This is a genomic window from Nocardiopsis sp. FR4 (genome assembly GCF_009830945.1).
Classification (GTDB): Bacteria; Actinomycetota; Actinomycetes; order Streptosporangiales; family Streptosporangiaceae; genus Nocardiopsis.
The window spans coordinates 119,039-135,702 of the sequence record NZ_VWVV01000012.1; the positions used below are offsets into that span (position 1 = coordinate 119,039).

Annotated in this window: 15 protein-coding genes; 11 read left to right on the plus strand and 4 right to left on the minus strand. The window is 73.0% G+C overall.

Annotated features, from left to right (window positions below):
* The first annotated feature begins 22 nt into the window (after nt 1-22).
* On the plus strand, nt 23-1,399 hold the full coding sequence (locus tag FYW95_RS13690; protein ID WP_159940778.1) for a GntP family permease: 1,377 nt from the start codon (nt 23-25) through the stop codon (nt 1,397-1,399).
* A gap of 34 nt (nt 1,400-1,433) precedes the next feature.
* On the opposite strand, the gene FYW95_RS13695 is transcribed toward FYW95_RS13690, so the two are convergent.
* Complete coding sequence (locus tag FYW95_RS13695) at nt 1,434-2,153, minus strand: FadR/GntR family transcriptional regulator (RefSeq protein WP_159940780.1); 720 nt, start codon at nt 2,151-2,153, stop codon at nt 1,434-1,436.
* 131 nt (nt 2,154-2,284) lie between these two features.
* Here FYW95_RS13695 and FYW95_RS13700 point away from each other — a divergent pair, with 131 nt between their 5' ends.
* Nucleotides 2,285-2,815 (plus strand): gluconokinase, encoded by a 531-nt coding sequence (locus FYW95_RS13700; RefSeq protein WP_159940782.1) that lies wholly within the window; start codon nt 2,285-2,287, stop codon nt 2,813-2,815.
* A gap of 78 nt (nt 2,816-2,893) precedes the next feature.
* Nucleotides 2,894-3,475, plus strand: coding sequence for a hypothetical protein (locus FYW95_RS28185; protein ID WP_236567611.1), 582 nt, complete (start codon nt 2,894-2,896; stop codon nt 3,473-3,475).
* Between the two features lie 68 nt (nt 3,476-3,543).
* Here FYW95_RS28185 and FYW95_RS13710 read toward each other — a convergent pair whose 3' ends face one another.
* Complete coding sequence (locus FYW95_RS13710; RefSeq protein ID WP_159940784.1) at nt 3,544-3,951, minus strand: hypothetical protein; 408 nt, start codon at nt 3,949-3,951, stop codon at nt 3,544-3,546.
* A 358-nt stretch (nt 3,952-4,309) separates the two neighbouring features.
* Here FYW95_RS13710 and FYW95_RS13715 point away from each other — a divergent pair, with 358 nt between their 5' ends.
* The 7 genes from FYW95_RS13715 (at nt 4,310) to FYW95_RS13745 (ending at nt 12,122) form a co-directional block, all read left to right on the plus strand.
* Nucleotides 4,310-5,977, plus strand: a complete 1,668-nt coding sequence (locus FYW95_RS13715; protein WP_159940786.1) for an ABC transporter substrate-binding protein — start codon at nt 4,310-4,312, stop codon at nt 5,975-5,977.
* Between the two features lie 212 nt (nt 5,978-6,189).
* Nucleotides 6,190-7,194, plus strand: a complete 1,005-nt coding sequence (locus FYW95_RS13720) for an ABC transporter permease (protein ID WP_159940788.1) — start codon at nt 6,190-6,192, stop codon at nt 7,192-7,194.
* The gene (locus FYW95_RS13725; protein ID WP_159940790.1) at nt 7,194-8,258 is read left to right on the plus strand and encodes an ABC transporter permease; all 1,065 of its coding nucleotides are present in this window, start codon (nt 7,194-7,196) and stop codon (nt 8,256-8,258) included. The genes FYW95_RS13720 and FYW95_RS13725 overlap by 1 nt, the downstream gene beginning before the upstream one ends.
* Nucleotides 8,259-8,260: 2 nt before the next feature.
* The gene (locus FYW95_RS13730) at nt 8,261-9,391 is read left to right on the plus strand and encodes an ABC transporter ATP-binding protein (protein ID WP_159940792.1); all 1,131 of its coding nucleotides are present in this window, start codon (nt 8,261-8,263) and stop codon (nt 9,389-9,391) included.
* Complete coding sequence (locus FYW95_RS13735) at nt 9,388-10,494, plus strand: ABC transporter ATP-binding protein (protein WP_159940794.1); 1,107 nt, start codon at nt 9,388-9,390, stop codon at nt 10,492-10,494. Before FYW95_RS13730 ends, FYW95_RS13735 begins: the two co-directional genes overlap by 4 nt.
* 283 nt (nt 10,495-10,777) lie before the next feature.
* Complete coding sequence (locus tag FYW95_RS13740; protein WP_159940796.1) at nt 10,778-11,593, plus strand: hypothetical protein; 816 nt, start codon at nt 10,778-10,780, stop codon at nt 11,591-11,593.
* Between the two features lie 118 nt (nt 11,594-11,711).
* The gene (locus tag FYW95_RS13745; RefSeq protein ID WP_160050385.1) at nt 11,712-12,122 is read left to right on the plus strand and encodes a thiol-disulfide oxidoreductase DCC family protein; all 411 of its coding nucleotides are present in this window, start codon (nt 11,712-11,714) and stop codon (nt 12,120-12,122) included.
* 42 nt (nt 12,123-12,164) lie between these two features.
* Here FYW95_RS13745 and FYW95_RS13750 read toward each other — a convergent pair whose 3' ends face one another.
* Nucleotides 12,165-13,049 carry a 3-methyladenine DNA glycosylase gene (locus tag FYW95_RS13750; RefSeq protein ID WP_159940800.1) on the minus strand — a complete coding sequence of 295 codons (885 nt, stop codon included), beginning with the start codon at nt 13,047-13,049 and terminating at the stop codon, nt 12,165-12,167.
* Nucleotides 13,050-13,068: 19 nt separating this feature from the next.
* The gene (locus tag FYW95_RS13755) at nt 13,069-14,871 is read right to left on the minus strand and encodes a coiled-coil domain-containing protein (protein ID WP_159940802.1); all 1,803 of its coding nucleotides are present in this window, start codon (nt 14,869-14,871) and stop codon (nt 13,069-13,071) included.
* 332 nt (nt 14,872-15,203) lie between these two features.
* Between FYW95_RS13755 and FYW95_RS13760 the strand changes: the two genes are divergently transcribed.
* On the plus strand, nt 15,204-16,628 hold the full coding sequence (locus FYW95_RS13760) for an aldehyde dehydrogenase family protein (RefSeq protein WP_160050386.1): 1,425 nt from the start codon (nt 15,204-15,206) through the stop codon (nt 16,626-16,628).
* The last annotated feature ends 36 nt before the right edge of the window (nt 16,629-16,664 follow it).

Genomic DNA, 16,664 nt, shown 5'->3' on the forward strand with positions numbered 1-16,664 from the left:
CACACCGACGGAAGGCTCCGCCGTGGAGAACTTCGAACCCGTCTACGGGACGGGTCCCCTCCTCGGGATCGCTGCGGGCGCCATCGCCCTCCTGCTGTTCCTGATCATCCGCCTCAAGCTGCACGCGTTCATCGCGCTCATCCTGGTCAGCGTCCTGACCGCGCTCGCCGCGGGCATCCCGGTCGCCGGGGTGGTGCCCACCCTCCTGGACGGCTTCGGCGGCACACTGGCCAACGTCGCCCTGCTCGTGGGCCTGGGCGTGATGATCGGCCGCATGCTGGAGGTGACCGGCGGCGCCGCGGTCCTGGCCAGCGTGCTGATCAGGGCGTTCGGGGAGAGGCGGGCGCCCCTGGCGCTCGGCGTGGCCTCCCTGCTGTTCGGCTTCCCGATCTTCTTCGACGTCGGCCTCATCGTCATGCTGCCGATCGTCTTCAGCGTGGCCCGCCGCGTCGGCGGCTCCGTGCTCACGTACGCCCTGCCCACGGCGGGCGCCTTCGCGGTCATGCACGCCTTCGTGCCCCCGCACCCCGGCCCGGTCACCGCGGCCGTGGAGGTCGGCGCCGACATGGGCCTGACCCTGCTCGTCGGCCTGCTCCTGGCCATCCCCACCTGGTACCTGGCCAGCTACCTGTTCGGCCTGTGGGCCGGGCGCCGCTGGGAGCTCCCGGTCCCCGACGACATCATGTCCGACGGCACCGTCAAGCACGAGAACCCGCCGCACCTGGGCACCGTACTGGCCATCCTGCTGCTGCCGATGCTGCTCATCTTCGCCAACACCGGCGTGACCACGCTGGTCTCCACCGGCACCCTCCCCGAGGGCGCCACCTGGGTGGAGACCGCACAGCTGCTCGGCCAGACCCCGATCGCACTGCTCATCACCGTGCTCTTCGCGATGCTCGTGCTCAGCCAGGGCCGCTTCACCCGCCAGCGCGTCGAGGAGATCGTCGGCGGCGCGCTCGGCCCGGTCTGCGCCATCATCCTCATCACCGGCGCGGGCGGCATGTTCGGCGGTGTGCTGCGCACCAGCGGTATCGGCACCGCGCTGGCCGACACCCTGGAGGCCACCGGTCTGCCCGTGATCGTGGCCGCCTTCGTCATCGCCCTGGCGCTGCGCGTGGCCCAGGGCTCGGCGACCGTCGCCATCACCACGGCGGCCGGGCTCATCGCCCCGGCCGTGCAGTCCGCCGACGGCCTGTCCACGATCGACCTGTCCCTGGTCGTCATCGCGATCGCCTCGGGCGCCACCGCGCTGTCGCACGTGAACGACTCCGGGTTCTGGCTCGTCGGCCGCTTCCTGGGTATGGATGTCAAGACGACACTCAAGACCTGGACCGTCATGGAGACCCTGATCGGCTTCATCGGCTTCGGGCTCGCCTTCGGCCTCAGCCTGGTGCTGTAGGCCGCCGGGGGCGGGCGCGCGGCCGTCCGTCCCGTCAGGTCGCCGAGTGCACGCCGCTCGGTTCGTCCTCCAGGGCGACGGCCACCTCGGTCACGATGGAGCGCATCGCGGCCTCGGCGACGTCGGGGAGGCCGTCCCGGATGGCCTGGGCCACGGTCTTGTGCAGCCGCAGCGCCTCCGGACGGGGGTTGCGCGGCATCAGGTGGTAGGAGGTGCGGCCGACCAGCACCTCCGACACCACCTGGGCCAGGCCGAGGAACATCTCGTTGCCGGACAGCTCCAGGATGCGGCGGTGGAAGATGATGTCCAGTTCGAGGAAGGCCTCCAGGTCGCCCGCGCGGCCGGTACGGACCATCTGCTCGGCGACCATCACCAGCTGGGCGCGCTCCTCGGCGCCGCCCCGCTGCGCGGCCAGCGCGGCGGCGCCGGGTTCCAGCGCGGCGCGCAGCTCGTTGAGGGACCGCAGCTGCTCCATGCGCTGGGAGCCCGCCAGGCGCCAGCGGATCAGCTGGGGGTCGAAGACGCTCCAGTCCCGGCTCGGGCGCACCCGGATGCCGGTGCGGGGGCGGCTGACCACGAGCCGCATGGACTCCAGGACGCGAACGGCCTCCCGCGCGACGGTCCGGGACACGCCGAAGTCCCGCTCCAGCCCCTGGAGGGTGAAGGTGTGGCCGGTCGCGTACTCGCCTGCGGCGATGGCGGGCCCGAGCACCGCCAGCACCCGGTTGTGCAGCGTGCGGTGGTCAGTGCCCATCGTTCTCCTCGCGCTCCGGGGCCGTCGGCCGCATCCGGCCGGGGTCAGGCTGAAGCCTAGTCGGATTGATTGATATCACTATTGGTGGTGACGCTTGCGGTCGCGCAGGGGCACCACGACACGGAGAAACCATGCACTTTGTCTTCATGGGCGTCTCGGGCAGTGGCAAGACCACCGTCGCCGAGGGCGTGGCCACACGGCTGGGCCTTCCCTTCGCCGAGGCGGACGAGTTCCACCCGGGCGCCAACATCGACAAGATGGCCGCGGGCATCCCGCTGACCGACCAGGACCGCTGGCCGTGGCTGCGCGAGCTGGCCGCGTGGATCGCCGAGCACGAGGCCCGGGGGGAGTCCACGGCCATGGCGTGCTCGGCCCTGCGGCGCGAGTACCGCGACGTCCTGCGCGAGGCCGCGCCCGGGGTGTACTTCCTGCACATGCACGGCAGCCCCGAGGTGATCTGGGAGCGGCTGGAGGCCCGACAGGACCACTTCATGCCGCCCGCGCTGCTGCGGTCCCAGTTCGAGACCCTGGAGCGGCTGGCGCCGGACGAGCCGGGCCGGGAGTTCGACATCCGCCAGGACGTCGACACGCTCCTGCGCCAGGCCGGGGGGTACGCGGGCGAACTGCTGCGCCAGGCCAGGGAGCCGGTCGCCGGAGAGTGAGCGGCGGGACGGGACACGCCGACGCGCGAAGCCGTGCCGGTGTTGCGCGGGAACGGTCGGCACGCAACCCTGTTCGGCATGCAAGATCCCGTTTCGCCCCCCATTTCCCCCGCCACCCGGGCCCTGACCTCAGCCCGTAACGCCGCCGCGCCCGCGGCCTCCCGGCTCCTGGCCTCGGCCCGCGGCGCCGCGCCCGTCGCCTCCCGGGCGCTCACGTCGGCCCGGAGCGCCGCGACCGGCCTCCTCGCGGCGCGCCATCCCGGTGTGCGCCCGCCGACGGACGTGCGGCAGACCTGCGTCCTGATGTTCGCCGCGGCCCCGGCCCTCGGCCTGCTCGCCTACGTCGCCTGGGAGCGCGCGGCCTCCGGCCTGCCCGAGAGCTACGCCCTGGACCTGCGCGCCCTGGCGGCCTGGGCGGTCGCGACAGGGGTGGTCCTGGCCGCCCTGGCGGTCCCCGTGCGCCGCGGCGGCCGGGTCCCGTGGCGCGCCGCCCGGTGCGGGGCGCTGGTCGCCATGGGCGTGGCGCTGATCGCGCTGCACCAGGCCGCGAGGCTGGCGGACACGCGGCTGGTGCTCGCCGGCTTCCTCGTCGCGGTCGTCGCGATCGCGGTCAACATCGCCCTGTGGAGTACCCGGCTCCGCCGCTGGTGCGCTCCCTGACCCCGGCCGGGGTGACGGAGCCGAACGCGCGGGCGGGAGCGGTGCCGGGCGCGCCGCTCCCGCCCCTCCTACTCCTCGTCGTCCTCACCGTCGGCGATGGCGTGCAGCCTCGCCAGGTGGTCGCTGTCGTCCTCGCCGTGGCGGTCGAGGTAGAGCTCGCGCGCCTCGTCGGCGATGTCGGCCGACTCGTCCTCGAACCCGTAGTCGGCCAGGTCGTCCAGCAGGTCCAGCCCCCGGTGCAGGGCGTCCCCGTCGTCGGGCTCCCGGCCGGACTCCTGCGGGCTGTGCTCGGTGACCAGGGCCAGGAGGGCGGTGCGCGCCTGGTCCACCGCGCTCTCGTCCCCGGCCGCGGCGGTCAGCCGGATCCGGGTGATGGGGTCCTCGTCGGCGACGAGCATGAGCTGCTCGGCCAGCCAGGCGGCCTCCTGGCCTTCGAGGAACGCGGTCAGCGCCGCGTCGTCAAGGGGTGTGGTCATTCGCTGATCATAGGTCCGCCGGAGCCCCGCGCCGACCCCCCCGGACGGTCCCGGAACACGCCCGGAAACCGTTCTTCCGCCGCGCGATTCGTATCGTCCCATGATCGGATAAAGAGCACTGATGGTGTTTCGGCCCCTACGCATAAAGTTACGGGGGTGTTGCTGAAGTGGTGTCCGTGATAGGGGCGCCCGGTTCGACACGGTGTATGCGAAAAAGCGGCTATGGATCGCGGCACAGATATGAAACGGTTGTATTAACACCCAGCCGTCTACCTTCACAGTTCATCTCACGGGGGTCTAGGGTCCACTCAATCCTTCCCGGGACGGCCTACCCCCGGCCCCCACATTGAGGTGGACCATGCTCACGAAGTCTTCCCGAAAACCGCTGGCCCTCCTGGCCTCGGCCGCGGCGCTCACCATGGTGGCCACGGCGTGCGCCGAGAGCACCCGCGAGGACGGCGGAACCGACGAGTCCGAGCCGTTCGTCTTCGCCGCCGCGGGCGACATCAAGACCCTCGACCCCTTCCTCACCAGCGACGGTGAGACCTTCCGCTACAGCCGCCAGGTCTTCGAGACCCTCCTCGAACACGAGTCCGGGGGCACCGAGATCACCGGCGGGCTCGCCGAGGAGTGGGAGCAGTCCGAGGACGGCACCGAATGGACCTTCCACCTCCGCGACGGCGTCGTCTTCCACGACGGCGACGAACTCGACGCCGCGGCGGTGTGCGCCAACTTCGACCGCTGGTACAACCTCAGCGGCGGTTACCAGAGCTCGAACAACTCCTATTACTGGCAGTCGATCTTCGGCGGTTTCGCGGAGAACGAGAGCGAGGACATTCCGGAGCCCCGTTTCGTCTCCTGTGAGGCCCGGGACGACCTGACCGCGGTCATCACGATCGACGAGTACTCCTCGATCTTCCCCGGCGGTTTCAGCCTCGCCGCCTTCGGCATCATGAGCCCCAGCACGCTGGAGGCCATCGCCGACCAGGAGATCACCGGCGAGGAGGGCAACTACACCCTCCCCGAGTACAGCCAGACGGCCGGGACGGTCGCGGGCACCGGGCCCTTCACCGTCCAGGAGTGGGACCACGACCAGGCCGAGGTGACCCTCAAGCGCTTCGACGACTACTGGGGCGACCCCGCGGGCTTCGAGACGATGATCCTGCGGGCCATCCCGGACGAGACCGCCCGCCGCCAGGCGCTGGAGGCCGGGGACATCCACGGCTACGACCTGGTCGCGCCCGCCGACGTGGACCCGCTGCTCGAAGCCGGGTTCCAGGTCCCCACCCGCGACGTGTTCAACATCCTCTACATGGCCTACCAGCAGGAGGCCCACGAGGCCCTCGCCGACGTCCAGGTGCGCGAGGCCCTCGCGCACGCCGTGGACCGCCAGCGCATCGTCGACACGATCCTGCCCGAGGGCGGGGAGGTCGCCACCCAGTTCCACCCCGACACCCTCGACGGCTGGTCCCCGGACGTGCGCACCTTCGAGTACGACCCCGGGCTGGCCGAGGAGATGCTCGCCGAGGCGGGGCAGGAGGACCTCACCCTGGAGTTCTGCTACCCGACCGACGTCACCCGCCCCTACATGCCCGCGCCGCGCGACATCTTCGACGTCATCGCCGCGGACCTGGAGGCGGTCGGCGTCACCGTGGAGCCGGTCACCTACGAGTGGACCGAGTACATCCCGAGGACCAACTCCGGCGAGTGCCCGCTGTACCTGCTCGGCTGGACCGGTGACTACAACGACGCCTACAACTTCATCGGCACCTGGTTCTCCGGCTACAACAGCGAGTTCGGCTTCCGCGACGAGGACCTGTTCGAGGCGATGGAGGAGGCTAGCACCAACCCCGACCAGGAGGAGCGCGTCGCGGCCTACGAGCGGCTCAACGAGCAGATCATGGAGATCCTCCCCGGCCTGCCCATCTCCAGCTCCCCGCCCTCCATCGCCTTCGCCGCCAACGTCAACCCGCCCAACGTCAGCCCGCTGACGCAGGAGCAGTTCGCCGAGGCCTCCTGGAAGTAGGGGCCCGGCACCCTCCCCGCACCCGGGGAGGGGAGGGTCCGGCCGCTCGGCGGCCGGACCCGCGCACCGGCCCGGCGCCCCGGGCCGGTGCGCGGGCCGCGGCACGGCGGCCCGCGGGGAGTGCACGGCACCACCCGCTCCCGTTCCCCGCTCCACCCCCGCGGGGGCGCTTCGCGTCCATCGTTCCCCACCACTGGCGAAAGGCGGCGAAGGTGCTGCGATTCCTCGTCAGGCGTCTCCTCCAGCTGATCCCGACCCTGGGCGGTCTGTCGATCCTGCTGTTCGTCTGGCTGCAACGGCTGCCCGGCGGGCCGGAGTACGCCCTGCTGCCCGACGACGCGACCGCCGAACAGCGGGCGCAGCTGCGGAGGTCCCTGGGCCTGGACCAACCGATCACGGTCCAGTACCTCGCCTTCCTGCGCCGCATCCTCCAGGGCGACCTCGGCACCTCGCTCAACACCGGACGGCCGGTCACCGAGGAGTTCTTCACCCGCTTCCCGGCCACCTTCGAGCTGGCCGTCACCGCGATGCTGATCGCGGTCACCGTGGGCGTCCCCCTCGGCTACCTCGCCGCGCGCAAACGCGGCTCGGTGCTGGACTTCGCCGCCGTCGGCGGCTCCCTGCTCGGCATCTGCACGCCGGTGTTCTTCCTCGCCTTCCTCCTCAAGGTGGTCTTCGCCGAACGCCTCGGCCTGTTCCCCTCGGCCTTCCGGCTCTCACCCGGCATGAGCCGCACCGACCTCAGCGGCTTCGTCGTCCTGGACGGTCTGCGGACCGGGGAGTTCGACGTGGTCCGGGACGCCCTGCTCCACCTGGCGCTGCCCGGGCTCGCCCTGGCCTCGATCCCGCTCGCCGTGATCGTGCGCATGACCCGCGCCAGCGTCCTGGAGGTGGTCGGCGAGGACTACGTGCGCACCGCCAACGCCAAGGGGCTGCACCCCGGCACGGTGCGCACCCGCCACGTGATGCGCAACGCCATGCTCCCCGTGGTGACCGCGATCGGCCTGCTCACCGGAAGCCTCTTCGCCGGGGCGGTGCTCACCGAGAGCGTCTTCGCCTTCCCCGGCGTCGGCTCGTTCGTCTACGCGGCCACGCAGGGGCGCGACTACCCGGTCCTCACCGGGTTCATCCTGCTCATCGCCACCATGTACGTGCTGATCAACCTGCTGGTGGACATCTCCTACAGCCTCCTCGACCCGAGAGTGCGGGCCCAGTGATGCCAACGACACCGAGCTCCGCGGACCGGCCCGGGGCCGCCCGGGAGGGCACGGACGCCCCGGGCGCCCCCGAGACCCCAGGGGCCCCGGACCGGAACACACCCCTCCTCGGCCGCCGGGCGGCCAGGATCGACCGGCTGGCCGAACTCATGGGCGAGCGCGAACAGGGCGGGCACGGCGCCGGGATCTGGCGCACCGCCCTGGCGCGCCTGCGCCGCAGCCCCATGGCCATCACCGGGGCCGCCATCGTGGCGGTCTTCCTGGTCGTGGCGCTGTTCTCCCCGCTCCTGGCCCCCTACAGCCCCACGGCCCAGACCTGGGGCGCGGAGGTCTTCCCCAACCGCAACGTGTTCGTCGGCCCGCGCGCCGAGAACTGGCTGGGCCTGGACAACCTCGGCCGCGACCAGTTCTCCCGCATGGTGATCGGCGCCCGGCAGACCCTCCTGGTCGGCGTGGTCGCCACCCTGGTCGGCTTCGGCCTGGGCGCGGTCCTGGGCGGCGCCGCCGGGGCCGCCGCGGTCCTGGGCGGGCGCTGGGGGCGCCAGGTCGACAACGCCGTCATGCGCGTCATCGACATGATGCTGGCCCTGCCCACCCTGCTACTGGCGGTCACCATCGCCGCCCTCATCGGTCCCAGCCTGACCACGGTCATGATCGCGGTCGGCGTCGCGCAGATCCCGATCTTCGCCCGCCTGCTGCGCGGCGCGATGCTCTCCCAGGGCGGCCGCGACTACGTGCTGGCCGCCCGCGCGCTGGGGGTGCGCCGGCACCGGATCGCGCTGACGCACATCCTGCCGAACTCACTGGGCCCGGTGATCGTGCAGTCCACCCTGACCCTGGCCACCGCCATCATCGACGCGGCGGCCCTGTCCTACCTGGGCCTGGGCAACCCGGACCCGGCCTTCCCCGAGTGGGGGACCATGCTCGCCGACGCCCAGCGGTTCCTGTCCAGCGCACCGCAGCTGGCCGTGTACCCGGCGCTGGCCATCATCGTCACCGCCCTGGGCTTCACCCTGCTGGGCGAGGCCATGCGGGAGGCCCTCGACCCCAAGCTGAGGAGGTGACCATGGGTTCCGACGCGCCGCTGCTGACGGTGGAGGAGCTGTCCGTGGTGTTCCACGGGCGCGGCTCCGACGAGGTGCGGGCCGTGGACGGGGTGTCCTTCACCCTGGAGGAGGGACGGGTGACCGGCCTGGTCGGCGAGTCCGGCTGCGGCAAGAGCGTCACCTCGCTCGCCCTCATGGGCCTGCTCCCGGACCGGGGGGTGCGGGTCGGCGGCAGCGCCGTCATGCGCCTGCCCGAGGGGCCGGTGAACCTGCTGGGGCTGTCCGCCAGGAGGATGCGCGACCTGCGCGGCTCGCGGTTGGCGATGATCTTCCAGGACCCGCTCAGCTCCCTCAACCCCGTCGTGCCGATCGGCCGCCAGGTCACCGAGATCCTGCGGCGCCACCGGGGCATGCGCGGCTCGGCCGCCGAACGCGAGGCCGCCGACCTGCTGTACCGGGTGGGCATCCCCGACCCGCGGCGGCGCCTGCGCGAGTACCCGCACCAGCTCTCGGGAGGGATGCGCCAGCGCGCGCTCATCGCCATGGCGGTGGCCTGCCGTCCCCGGGTGATGATCGCCGACGAGCCCACCACCGCCCTCGACGTCACCATCCAGGCGCAGATCCTGGAGCTGCTCAAGGACCTGGTCACCGAGGAGGGCACCGCCCTGCTGATGATCACCCACGACCTGGGCGTGGTCGCCGGGCTGTGCGACGACATCAACGTCCTGTACGCGGGCCGCGCCGTGGAGCGGGCGCCCCGCGCCCCGCTGTTCGCCGAGCCCACCCACCCCTACACGGTCGGACTGCTGGGCTCCATCCCCCGGCTGGACGCCCCGCGCGGGGAGCCGCTCACCCCCATCCGGGGATCGGTCAACGACAACATCGCCTGGTCGCAGGGGTGTGCGTTCGCGCCCCGCTGCGACCACTACACCCTGGAGTGCCTCCAGGGGCCGCCCGTGCTGGCCCCGGTCGGCGCCGCCGCCGGGGTGGAGGGCGCCGCCGCGCGCACCGCGGCGACGGGGAGGGCGGCCGCCGCGGACGGCGGGCACGTGCACCGGTGCGTGAACCCCCTCCGGGCCGGGGGCGCGTCGGACCGGACCGCGCCGGAGGGCCCGGCCGCGGTCGGCGAGGACGAGGAGGAGCGGGGATGAGCCTGCTGCGGATCAACGACCTCAAGGTGCACTTCCCCCTGAGGCGGGGCGTGCTCTTCGACCGCACCGTCGGGCACGTGCGCGCGGTCGACGGCGTGAGCCTGGAGATCGAGAGGGGGCAGACCTACGGCCTGGTGGGGGAGTCCGGCTGCGGCAAGACCACCCTGGGGCGCGCCGTGCTGCGGCTGGTGGACATCACCGCGGGCGAGGTGCTCTTCGACGGCCGCGACCTGGCCGGGCTGGACGCCGAGTCGATGCGCCGCGAGCGCCGCAACCTGCAGATGGTCTTCCAGGACCCCCTGGGCAGCCTCAACCCCCGGCAGGACATCGGCTCCATCCTCCTGGAGGGGCTGCGGACCCACGGCATCGGCGGCCCCCCGGAGGGCGGGGAGCGCCCCTCGGGAAGGCGGCTGCGCGAACTCGTGCTGCGGGACCAGCGCCGCCGCGTGGTGGAGGCGCTGGAGAGGGTGGGCCTGTCGGACAGGGCGCTCACCCGCTACCCCCACGAGTTCTCCGGCGGGCAGCGCCAGCGCATCGGCATCGCCCGCGCGCTGGTGCTGGAGCCGGACCTGATCATCTGCGACGAGCCGGTCTCCGCGCTGGACGTGTCGATCCAGGCTCAGGTGCTCAACCTGCTGGAGGGCCTGCAGGACGAACTGGGGCTGACCTACCTGGTGATCGCGCACGACCTGGCCGTGGTCCGCCACGTCAGCGACGTGGTCGGGGTGATGTACCTGGGCGCCCTGGTGGAGGAGGCCGCCAGCGACGACCTGTACGAGACTCCGACGCACCCCTACACCCGGTCGCTGATGTCGGCGGTGCCCGTCCCCGACCCGGAGGTGGAGGACACCCGCGAGCGCATCCTGCTCGCAGGGGACCTGCCCTCACCCGCCGCGCCGCCCCCGGGGTGCCGGTTCCACACCCGCTGCCCCTGGCGCCAGGAGGACCGGTGCGACACCGAGCGGCCCGAACTGCGCCCCATCCGGGTCGGCGGGGGATCGGGTACCCACCGGGTGGCCTGCCACCACGCCGAGCGGATCCTCTCGGGTGAGCTGCGGCCCAGGGAGGAGGCGGCCGAGCGCATCGTGCCCGGCGCCGGATGAGCCGCCGCACCGGGTTGGGGACAGCGGGCGCCGCACACCCGGACAGACCGGAACGGGCACGTGTGGGGGCGCTGGTGCTGTTCCTTTCCTGACCGCAGATCGTGTCGTGTCCGTGTACACGCGCTGACCTGGTGTCGAAGATACGGGTGGCGAAAGCTGATCTTTGGTGATCTGTGATGTGTGTATCTATGCGGAAGTTGGGGAAGGAGGGTAGGTTTGACTCGCTCTTTACCCATGAGTCCGCTGCCGTCCCGCAGGCAGCATGAACCAACAGGAGTCCCCCTTGGCCCCTAACCCCGGTGCGGGTGCGCTCGGCGCCCGTCTCCTCCTCAGTGCCGCCCTGGTCGCGGGTACCGTTCTCGGCGCCACCTCTCCGGCGTTCGCCAAGCCGGACAACGCCCCCGGTGACAACGGGACGGTGAAGATCCACGACCCCTCCACCCCGGAGGACGACAACCGCAACGTCCCCAAGGTCTGCGACTTCCAGATCGTCGCGGACAACTTCGACGCGGTCCAGGAGATCTCCTGGGAGATCTTCGTCAAGGCCCAGGGCGGCTGGAGCGAGGAGCCCGTCCTGGAGGGCGAGCTCGTCCTCGACGACCAGGGCTCGGGCAGCACCGAGTTCCTCGACCTCGACAACGGCCACTACAAGCTCTACTGGACCTTCGAGGGCCAGAGGAGCAACGACGCCAAGCACAAGGTCTTCAAGGTCGCGTGCGAGGAGACCCCGGAGCCGACCCCCGGCACCCCGACCGAGGAGCCCTCCGGCGAACCCTCCGAGGAGCCCACCACGGCCCCGAGCGGGGAGCCCACGGAGAACCCGGGCGAGTCCCCGGAGCCGACCGACCCCGGGTCGACCGTCGACCCGACCGACCCGGCCAACCCGACCGACCCGGCCGGGGAGCCCGGCACGGACGCTTCCGTGCCCCCCGCGGCCGACGAGGAGAACGCCCCGGCCGACGAGGCCTCCTCGCCGGGCCTGGCCGTGACCGGTGGCGCCCTGACCGCGCTGGTGGCCGCCGGAGCCGTCGCCGTCGCCGGTGGTGGCGCCGCCGTCTACTTCACCCGCCGCCGCAAGAACGCCGACGTGCAGGAGTAGCCTCCGCGCGCTGAGGGGGGCGGTCCCGGTCGGGGGCCGCCCCCCTTTTTTCCGTGCCCGGCTCCGGAAAATCCGGGGGTGACCGGGAGAGGGCGGCCGAGCCGGGCAGGATGGGGGTATGAGGCCTTCGCTGGACACCGTCCCCGGTACCGGGGTGTTCCTCTACGACCGCGGCTGCGGGTTCTGCAGGCGCTCGGTCGTCTTCGCCCGCGACCGGTTGCGCGTACGCAGCCGCTTCGTGGCCTGGCAGGACTTCGACCTGGACTCGGCGGGCCTGACCCCGGAGCGGACCGGGGCCGCCGCCTGGTTCGTCCACGCGGACGGGCGCCGGTTCTCGGGGGGCGACGCCGTCGCCGAACTCCTGCTCCACGGGCGCCCGCTCACCCGGCCGCTGGGCCGGCTGGCCCGCCTTCCGCTGCTGCGCGTCCTCAACCGGGCCGCCTACCGCTGGGTGGCCGCCAACCGGCACCGCCTGCCCGTGCGCGCCGCCTCCTGCGACCTGCGGCCCCCCGGATCCGGGGAACGCTGACCGGGGCGCACCCGTCACCGGAGCACCGGCCGCCGGGCGCGCTCAGGCCGCGCGCAGGGCCCGGCACACCCGCAGCAGCCGCTCGCGCAGCACCGCGCCGCGCTCGGCGAAGTCCCGCTGCGCCCCCATGTAGGCGGCCTTGCCCTCGGCGGTCTCGATCCGCACCGGCGCGTACCCCCACGCGGTCAGGTCGTAGGGCGAGGCCCGCATGTCCAGCGTCCGGATCTCGCGGGACAGCTCGAAGCAGTCCGCCACCAGCTCCGAGGGCACCGCCGGGGCCAGCTTGTACGCCCACTTGTACAGGTCCATGTTCGCGTGCAGGCACCCCGGCTGGTCCAGGTCCGCCTGCCCCTCCCGGGTGGGCCGCAGCGTGTTGCGCGGGCGCGCGGCGTCGGTGAAGAACCGGAAGGCGTCGAAGTGCGAGCACTGGATCCGGTGCGACTCCACCACGCGGTCGGTACCCTCGCGGCCCAGCCGCAGCGGCACCTGCCCGTGCCGCACCTCCTCGCTCCGGTAGACCATCGCCCACTCGTGCAGACCGAAGCAGCCCAGGTGCGCGGGGCGCGCGGCCACCGACGACAGCAGCCGCTCCACGAAGTCCAGCACCGGCCGCGCCGCCAGGAAGGCCGCCGTGTCCAGGCCCACCGCGCCGCCGGGCAGCTCGGTGTAGAAGCGCTCGGCGAGGCGGGCGCGGGCGCCCCCGCCCAGCAGCACCGTTCCCACTCCCGGGTGCCAGCGGCGCAGCTGCGCGGGCTTGAGGTTGTAGTAGGTGAACAGGAAGTCCTCCACCGGGTGGCGCACGCCCTCCCGGCGGCGCCGCAGGTGGTCGGCGACCAGCGCGTCCACGCGGCGCGCGTGCTCCTCGGCGCGCTCGCGCCACTCCTCCTCGGCCAGGGCGGTCGGCGCCCGGGTGCTCGTTCCCGTCACGGCCCCAGGGTACGCAAGGTCAGTTGGTCTGCTGTACGGGCAGGTGGCGGCCCAGGTAGCCGACGTAGACCCGGTTGGTCGTACCGGGGCCCAGGTGCGGGAAGAAGTACAGCCTGGGGCAGATGCCGTACTCGGTGTCGAGCTTGATGTGCGCGTACATGGGCACCCGGCCGCTCGGCTCGACCTCCTCGGGCACCCGGAACAGGCGCTTGTCGTTGAGCTTGCCCCGGTTGCGCACGTAGTCCGACTCCTGCGAGGCCAGCCGTTTGACCGGGATCACCTGGTACCCGTCGGGGGTCTCCCGCAGGTAGGAGTGGAAGCCCAGGCCCCGGTCGGGGTTGTCGAACTGGTAGCGGGCGTAGTCGTTCAGCGCCAGCAGCGCCTCCCAGGCCCGCGTGACCCACAGCGCCTCCTTGCGGCTGTCGGACAGCTCGTACACCGTCTGGTCCTCGATGGTGAAGTACAGGTGCGGCAGCTCGGAGTCGTCGGTGATCCGCTCCAGCAGTTCGTGCACGCTCGCCGGCGGGCGCCGCTGCGGATCGCGGGGCGCTGGCGCCGCGGCCAGCCGGAACAGTCCGGCCTCGCGCGCCCGCTCGCGCAGCCAGCGGACCTCGTAGCGGGCGGCGCGCAGCTGCTGGCGCGCGGTGTCGAGCTCCTCGCCCAGGTCCGCGGTCTCGGCCAGCAGTTCGTCGCGCTCCTCGGTCAGCCCGCTGATCCGCGAACTGAGCCGGGTGACCTCCTCGCGCAGCCGCTGGGTCTGCTGCTCCAGCGCCTCGCGCTCCTGCGCCAGGGCCGCGGCGCCGTTCGACTGCTGCGCGGCGCGGTGGACGACGGCCGCGCCCCTGGCCGCGGGCACCCGCGGGGTCCCGCCCGCGCCGCCGCGACATCCGCGCCGCACGTCGTCCGCCTCCTCGGCCAGGAGGGCGTCCACCGCCTGGAGCGGTGCGGGCAGGCGCAGGTCCAGGGCGTTGTCGCGCACCCGCCGGGACAGGACGGCGCCCACCCAGTTGCGGACGCGCGCGCCGTCGCGCGCGGTGTCGAGCGTGGCGGGGCTCATCCGGGGGTGGCGGGCGGCGTCGGCCTCGTCGTCCCAGTCCACTCCGGGTAAGAAGGTGCGCACCCCTCCCGTGGGCACGTCCAGGCCCCGGGGCAGCAGCGGGGCCACGCGTTCCTGGGCGGCCGCGTCGAGCACGTACCCGGCGCACATCCCGGTGCAGCGGGACAGCGCCCCGGCCATGGCCTCGCGCCAGTCGGCGACGGTGACGTCACGGGGCGCCCCGGTGGCCACCACCGCCATGCGCCGCAGGGGATCGCGGATCGTGGCCACGAGCCGGTCGACCAGGGAGTCGTCGCGGCCCCGCACGATCCGCGGTGTGGGCGGCAGGGGGTGGTCGCCGTCGTGGGCGTCCACCGCGTCCAGGAGCATGCGGGCGGCCTCGGGCGGCATGACGTCCCAGCGGGGCGCGTCGGAGCCGCTCCCCAACGAGGCGGCCGGGTCCACGGTCATGTCGATCCACACGTACCCCCACGGGGACAGCGCGGGGTCCGCGACGGCGGTGGCCACGGTCCGCCACGTCCCGTCGGCCTTGTCGGACTCGGTGGTCAGCCGCAGGAAGGACAGCCCCTCCTCGGGGTTGTCGTGCCGCACGACCAGCGCCCGGGACCGGTTGCTGAGGTCGAAGCACCCCGACCTCGTGAAGTCCACCCGCGTGCCCGAGCTCCCACGCTTGCTGAGCCACCGGGACAGGACCGTGGAGGTGACGTCGGGGAGGTCACCGTCCCGTTCCGGGACTGAGACGAGCGTGCGGTAGACGAGCGGCAATGAGCACTCCCGGGCTTCCCGTCGGTGGCGGTGGACCCGAGGGTCCGGCCGAAACCCCTGGCAGAGCCCTCTTCACCACTGTGAACGAAGGATCCCGGCGGCGCCAGTGGGGCGCCCGAAGATCCCCGGCCGGGCCGTGGGGCGGGTGCGCGGCGCGGTCCGTTCCGCGCCCGGCCCTGGGACCGGTGGTTCTTCAAGGTACTACCCCGGTGGACGGGGCGTATTTCTCCGGCCGAGAGGTGGGATCGTTGCTCCACCGCGTCCAATACCGGGGGGCGGGTTGGCGATGGTGGACAAGCGCCCGGGGGCGTGGGGGCACTAGCGTCACGGTCATGTCTACGCGTCCGTTCTGGCTGGCCGGCACCGCCGCGACCGGCGACACCGAGATCACCGTCGTCAACCCCTACACCGGCGAGGACGCGGGTGCGGTCGCCGTGCCCACCGTCGAGCAGATCGAGCAGGCCGTGGCCGCCGCGCACGCGGTCGCCGCCGAGGCCGCCGCCCTGCCCGCCCACGTGCGGGCCACCGCCCTCGACCACGTCTCCCGGCGCATCGGCGAGCGCGCCGAGGAGATCGCCCGCACCATCACCGCCGAGAGCGGCAAGCCCCTCAAGTGGGCCCGTGCCGAGGCCGGGCGCGCCGTGTCCGTGTTCCGCTGGGCGGCCGAGGAGGCCCGCCGCGACAGAGGGGAGCTCCAGCGCCTGGACACCGACCCCGGTGGCACCGGGCGCATGGCCCTGGTCCGCCGCGTCCCCAAGGGGCCGGTCCTGGGCATCTCCCCGTTCAACTTCCCGCTGAACCTGGTCGCGCACAAGGTGGCCCCGGCCATCGCCGTCGGCGCCCCGGTGATCCTCAAGCCCGCCCCGGCCACCCCGATGACCGCCCTGATCCTGGGCGAGATCCTCGCCGAGACCGACCTGCCCGGCGGCATGGTGTCGGTGCTGCCCATGCCCAACGAGCGCGCCGCCCCCCTCATCACCGACGAGCGCCTGCCCGTCATCTCCTTCACCGGCGGCCCGTTCGGCTGGAAGCTGCCCGAGCTGGCCCCGCGCAAGCACGTCACCCTGGAGCTGGGCGGCAACGCCGCGGCCGTGGTGCTCGCCGACGCCGACCTGGACTGGGCGGCCGAGCGGATCGCCCTGTTCGGCAACAACCAGGCGGGCCAGGTGTGCATCGGCGTCCAGCGGGTCATCGTCGAGGACTCCGTCTACGACGAGTTCACGGCCCGCCTGGTGGAGCGGGTCGAGGCCCTGGGCGTGGGCGACCCCGCCGATCCGGCCACCGACGTGGGCCCGCTCGTGGACGAGGCCGCCGCCGAGCGCGTGTCCGCGTGGATCGAGGAGGCCCTCACCGACGGGGCCAAGCTGCTGACCGGCGGCACCCGCGAGGGGGTCACCGTGGCGCCGACCGTGCTGGCCGAGGTGCCCGCCGACGCCCGGGTGGTGCGCGAGGAGGTGTTCGGCCCGGTGCTCGTGCTCCAGCGCGTCGCCGACACCGACGCCGCCTTCGCCGCGGTCAACGACAGCGACTTCGGGCTCCAGGCGGGCGTGTTCACCCGTGACCTGCCCACGGCCTTCCGGGCCCACCGCGAACTGGAGGTCGGCGGCGTGGTCATCGGCGACGTGCCCACCTTCCGCGCCGACCAGGTGCCCTACGGCGGCGTCAAGGGCTCGGGCGTGGGCAAGGAGGGCGTGCGCGCGGCCATGACCGACCTGACCTACGAGCGCGTCATGGTGCTCACCGGTATCGACCTGTAACCGCGGGAGCCGGGAAGCGCGGCGCGGTGCCCGGGG

Excerpts from the sequence above, each read along its gene's own strand:
- FYW95_RS13695 (WP_159940780.1), bottom strand. The coding sequence starts at position 2,153 with ATGGGCACTGACCACCGCACGCTGCACAACCGGGTGCTGGCGGTGCTC.
- FYW95_RS13700 (WP_159940782.1), top strand. The coding sequence starts at position 2,285 with ATGCACTTTGTCTTCATGGGCGTCTCGGGCAGTGGCAAGACCACCGTC.
- FYW95_RS28185 (WP_236567611.1), top strand. The coding sequence starts at position 2,894 with ATGCAAGATCCCGTTTCGCCCCCCATTTCCCCCGCCACCCGGGCCCTG.
- FYW95_RS13710 (WP_159940784.1), bottom strand. The coding sequence starts at position 3,951 with ATGACCACACCCCTTGACGACGCGGCGCTGACCGCGTTCCTCGAAGGC.
- FYW95_RS13715 (WP_159940786.1), top strand. The coding sequence starts at position 4,310 with ATGCTCACGAAGTCTTCCCGAAAACCGCTGGCCCTCCTGGCCTCGGCC.
- FYW95_RS13725 (WP_159940790.1), top strand. The coding sequence starts at position 7,194 with ATGCCAACGACACCGAGCTCCGCGGACCGGCCCGGGGCCGCCCGGGAG.
- FYW95_RS13730 (WP_159940792.1), top strand. The coding sequence starts at position 8,261 with ATGGGTTCCGACGCGCCGCTGCTGACGGTGGAGGAGCTGTCCGTGGTG.
- FYW95_RS13735 (WP_159940794.1), top strand. The coding sequence starts at position 9,388 with ATGAGCCTGCTGCGGATCAACGACCTCAAGGTGCACTTCCCCCTGAGG.
- FYW95_RS13745 (WP_160050385.1), top strand. The coding sequence starts at position 11,712 with ATGAGGCCTTCGCTGGACACCGTCCCCGGTACCGGGGTGTTCCTCTAC.
- FYW95_RS13760 (WP_160050386.1), top strand. The coding sequence starts at position 15,204 with ATGTCTACGCGTCCGTTCTGGCTGGCCGGCACCGCCGCGACCGGCGAC.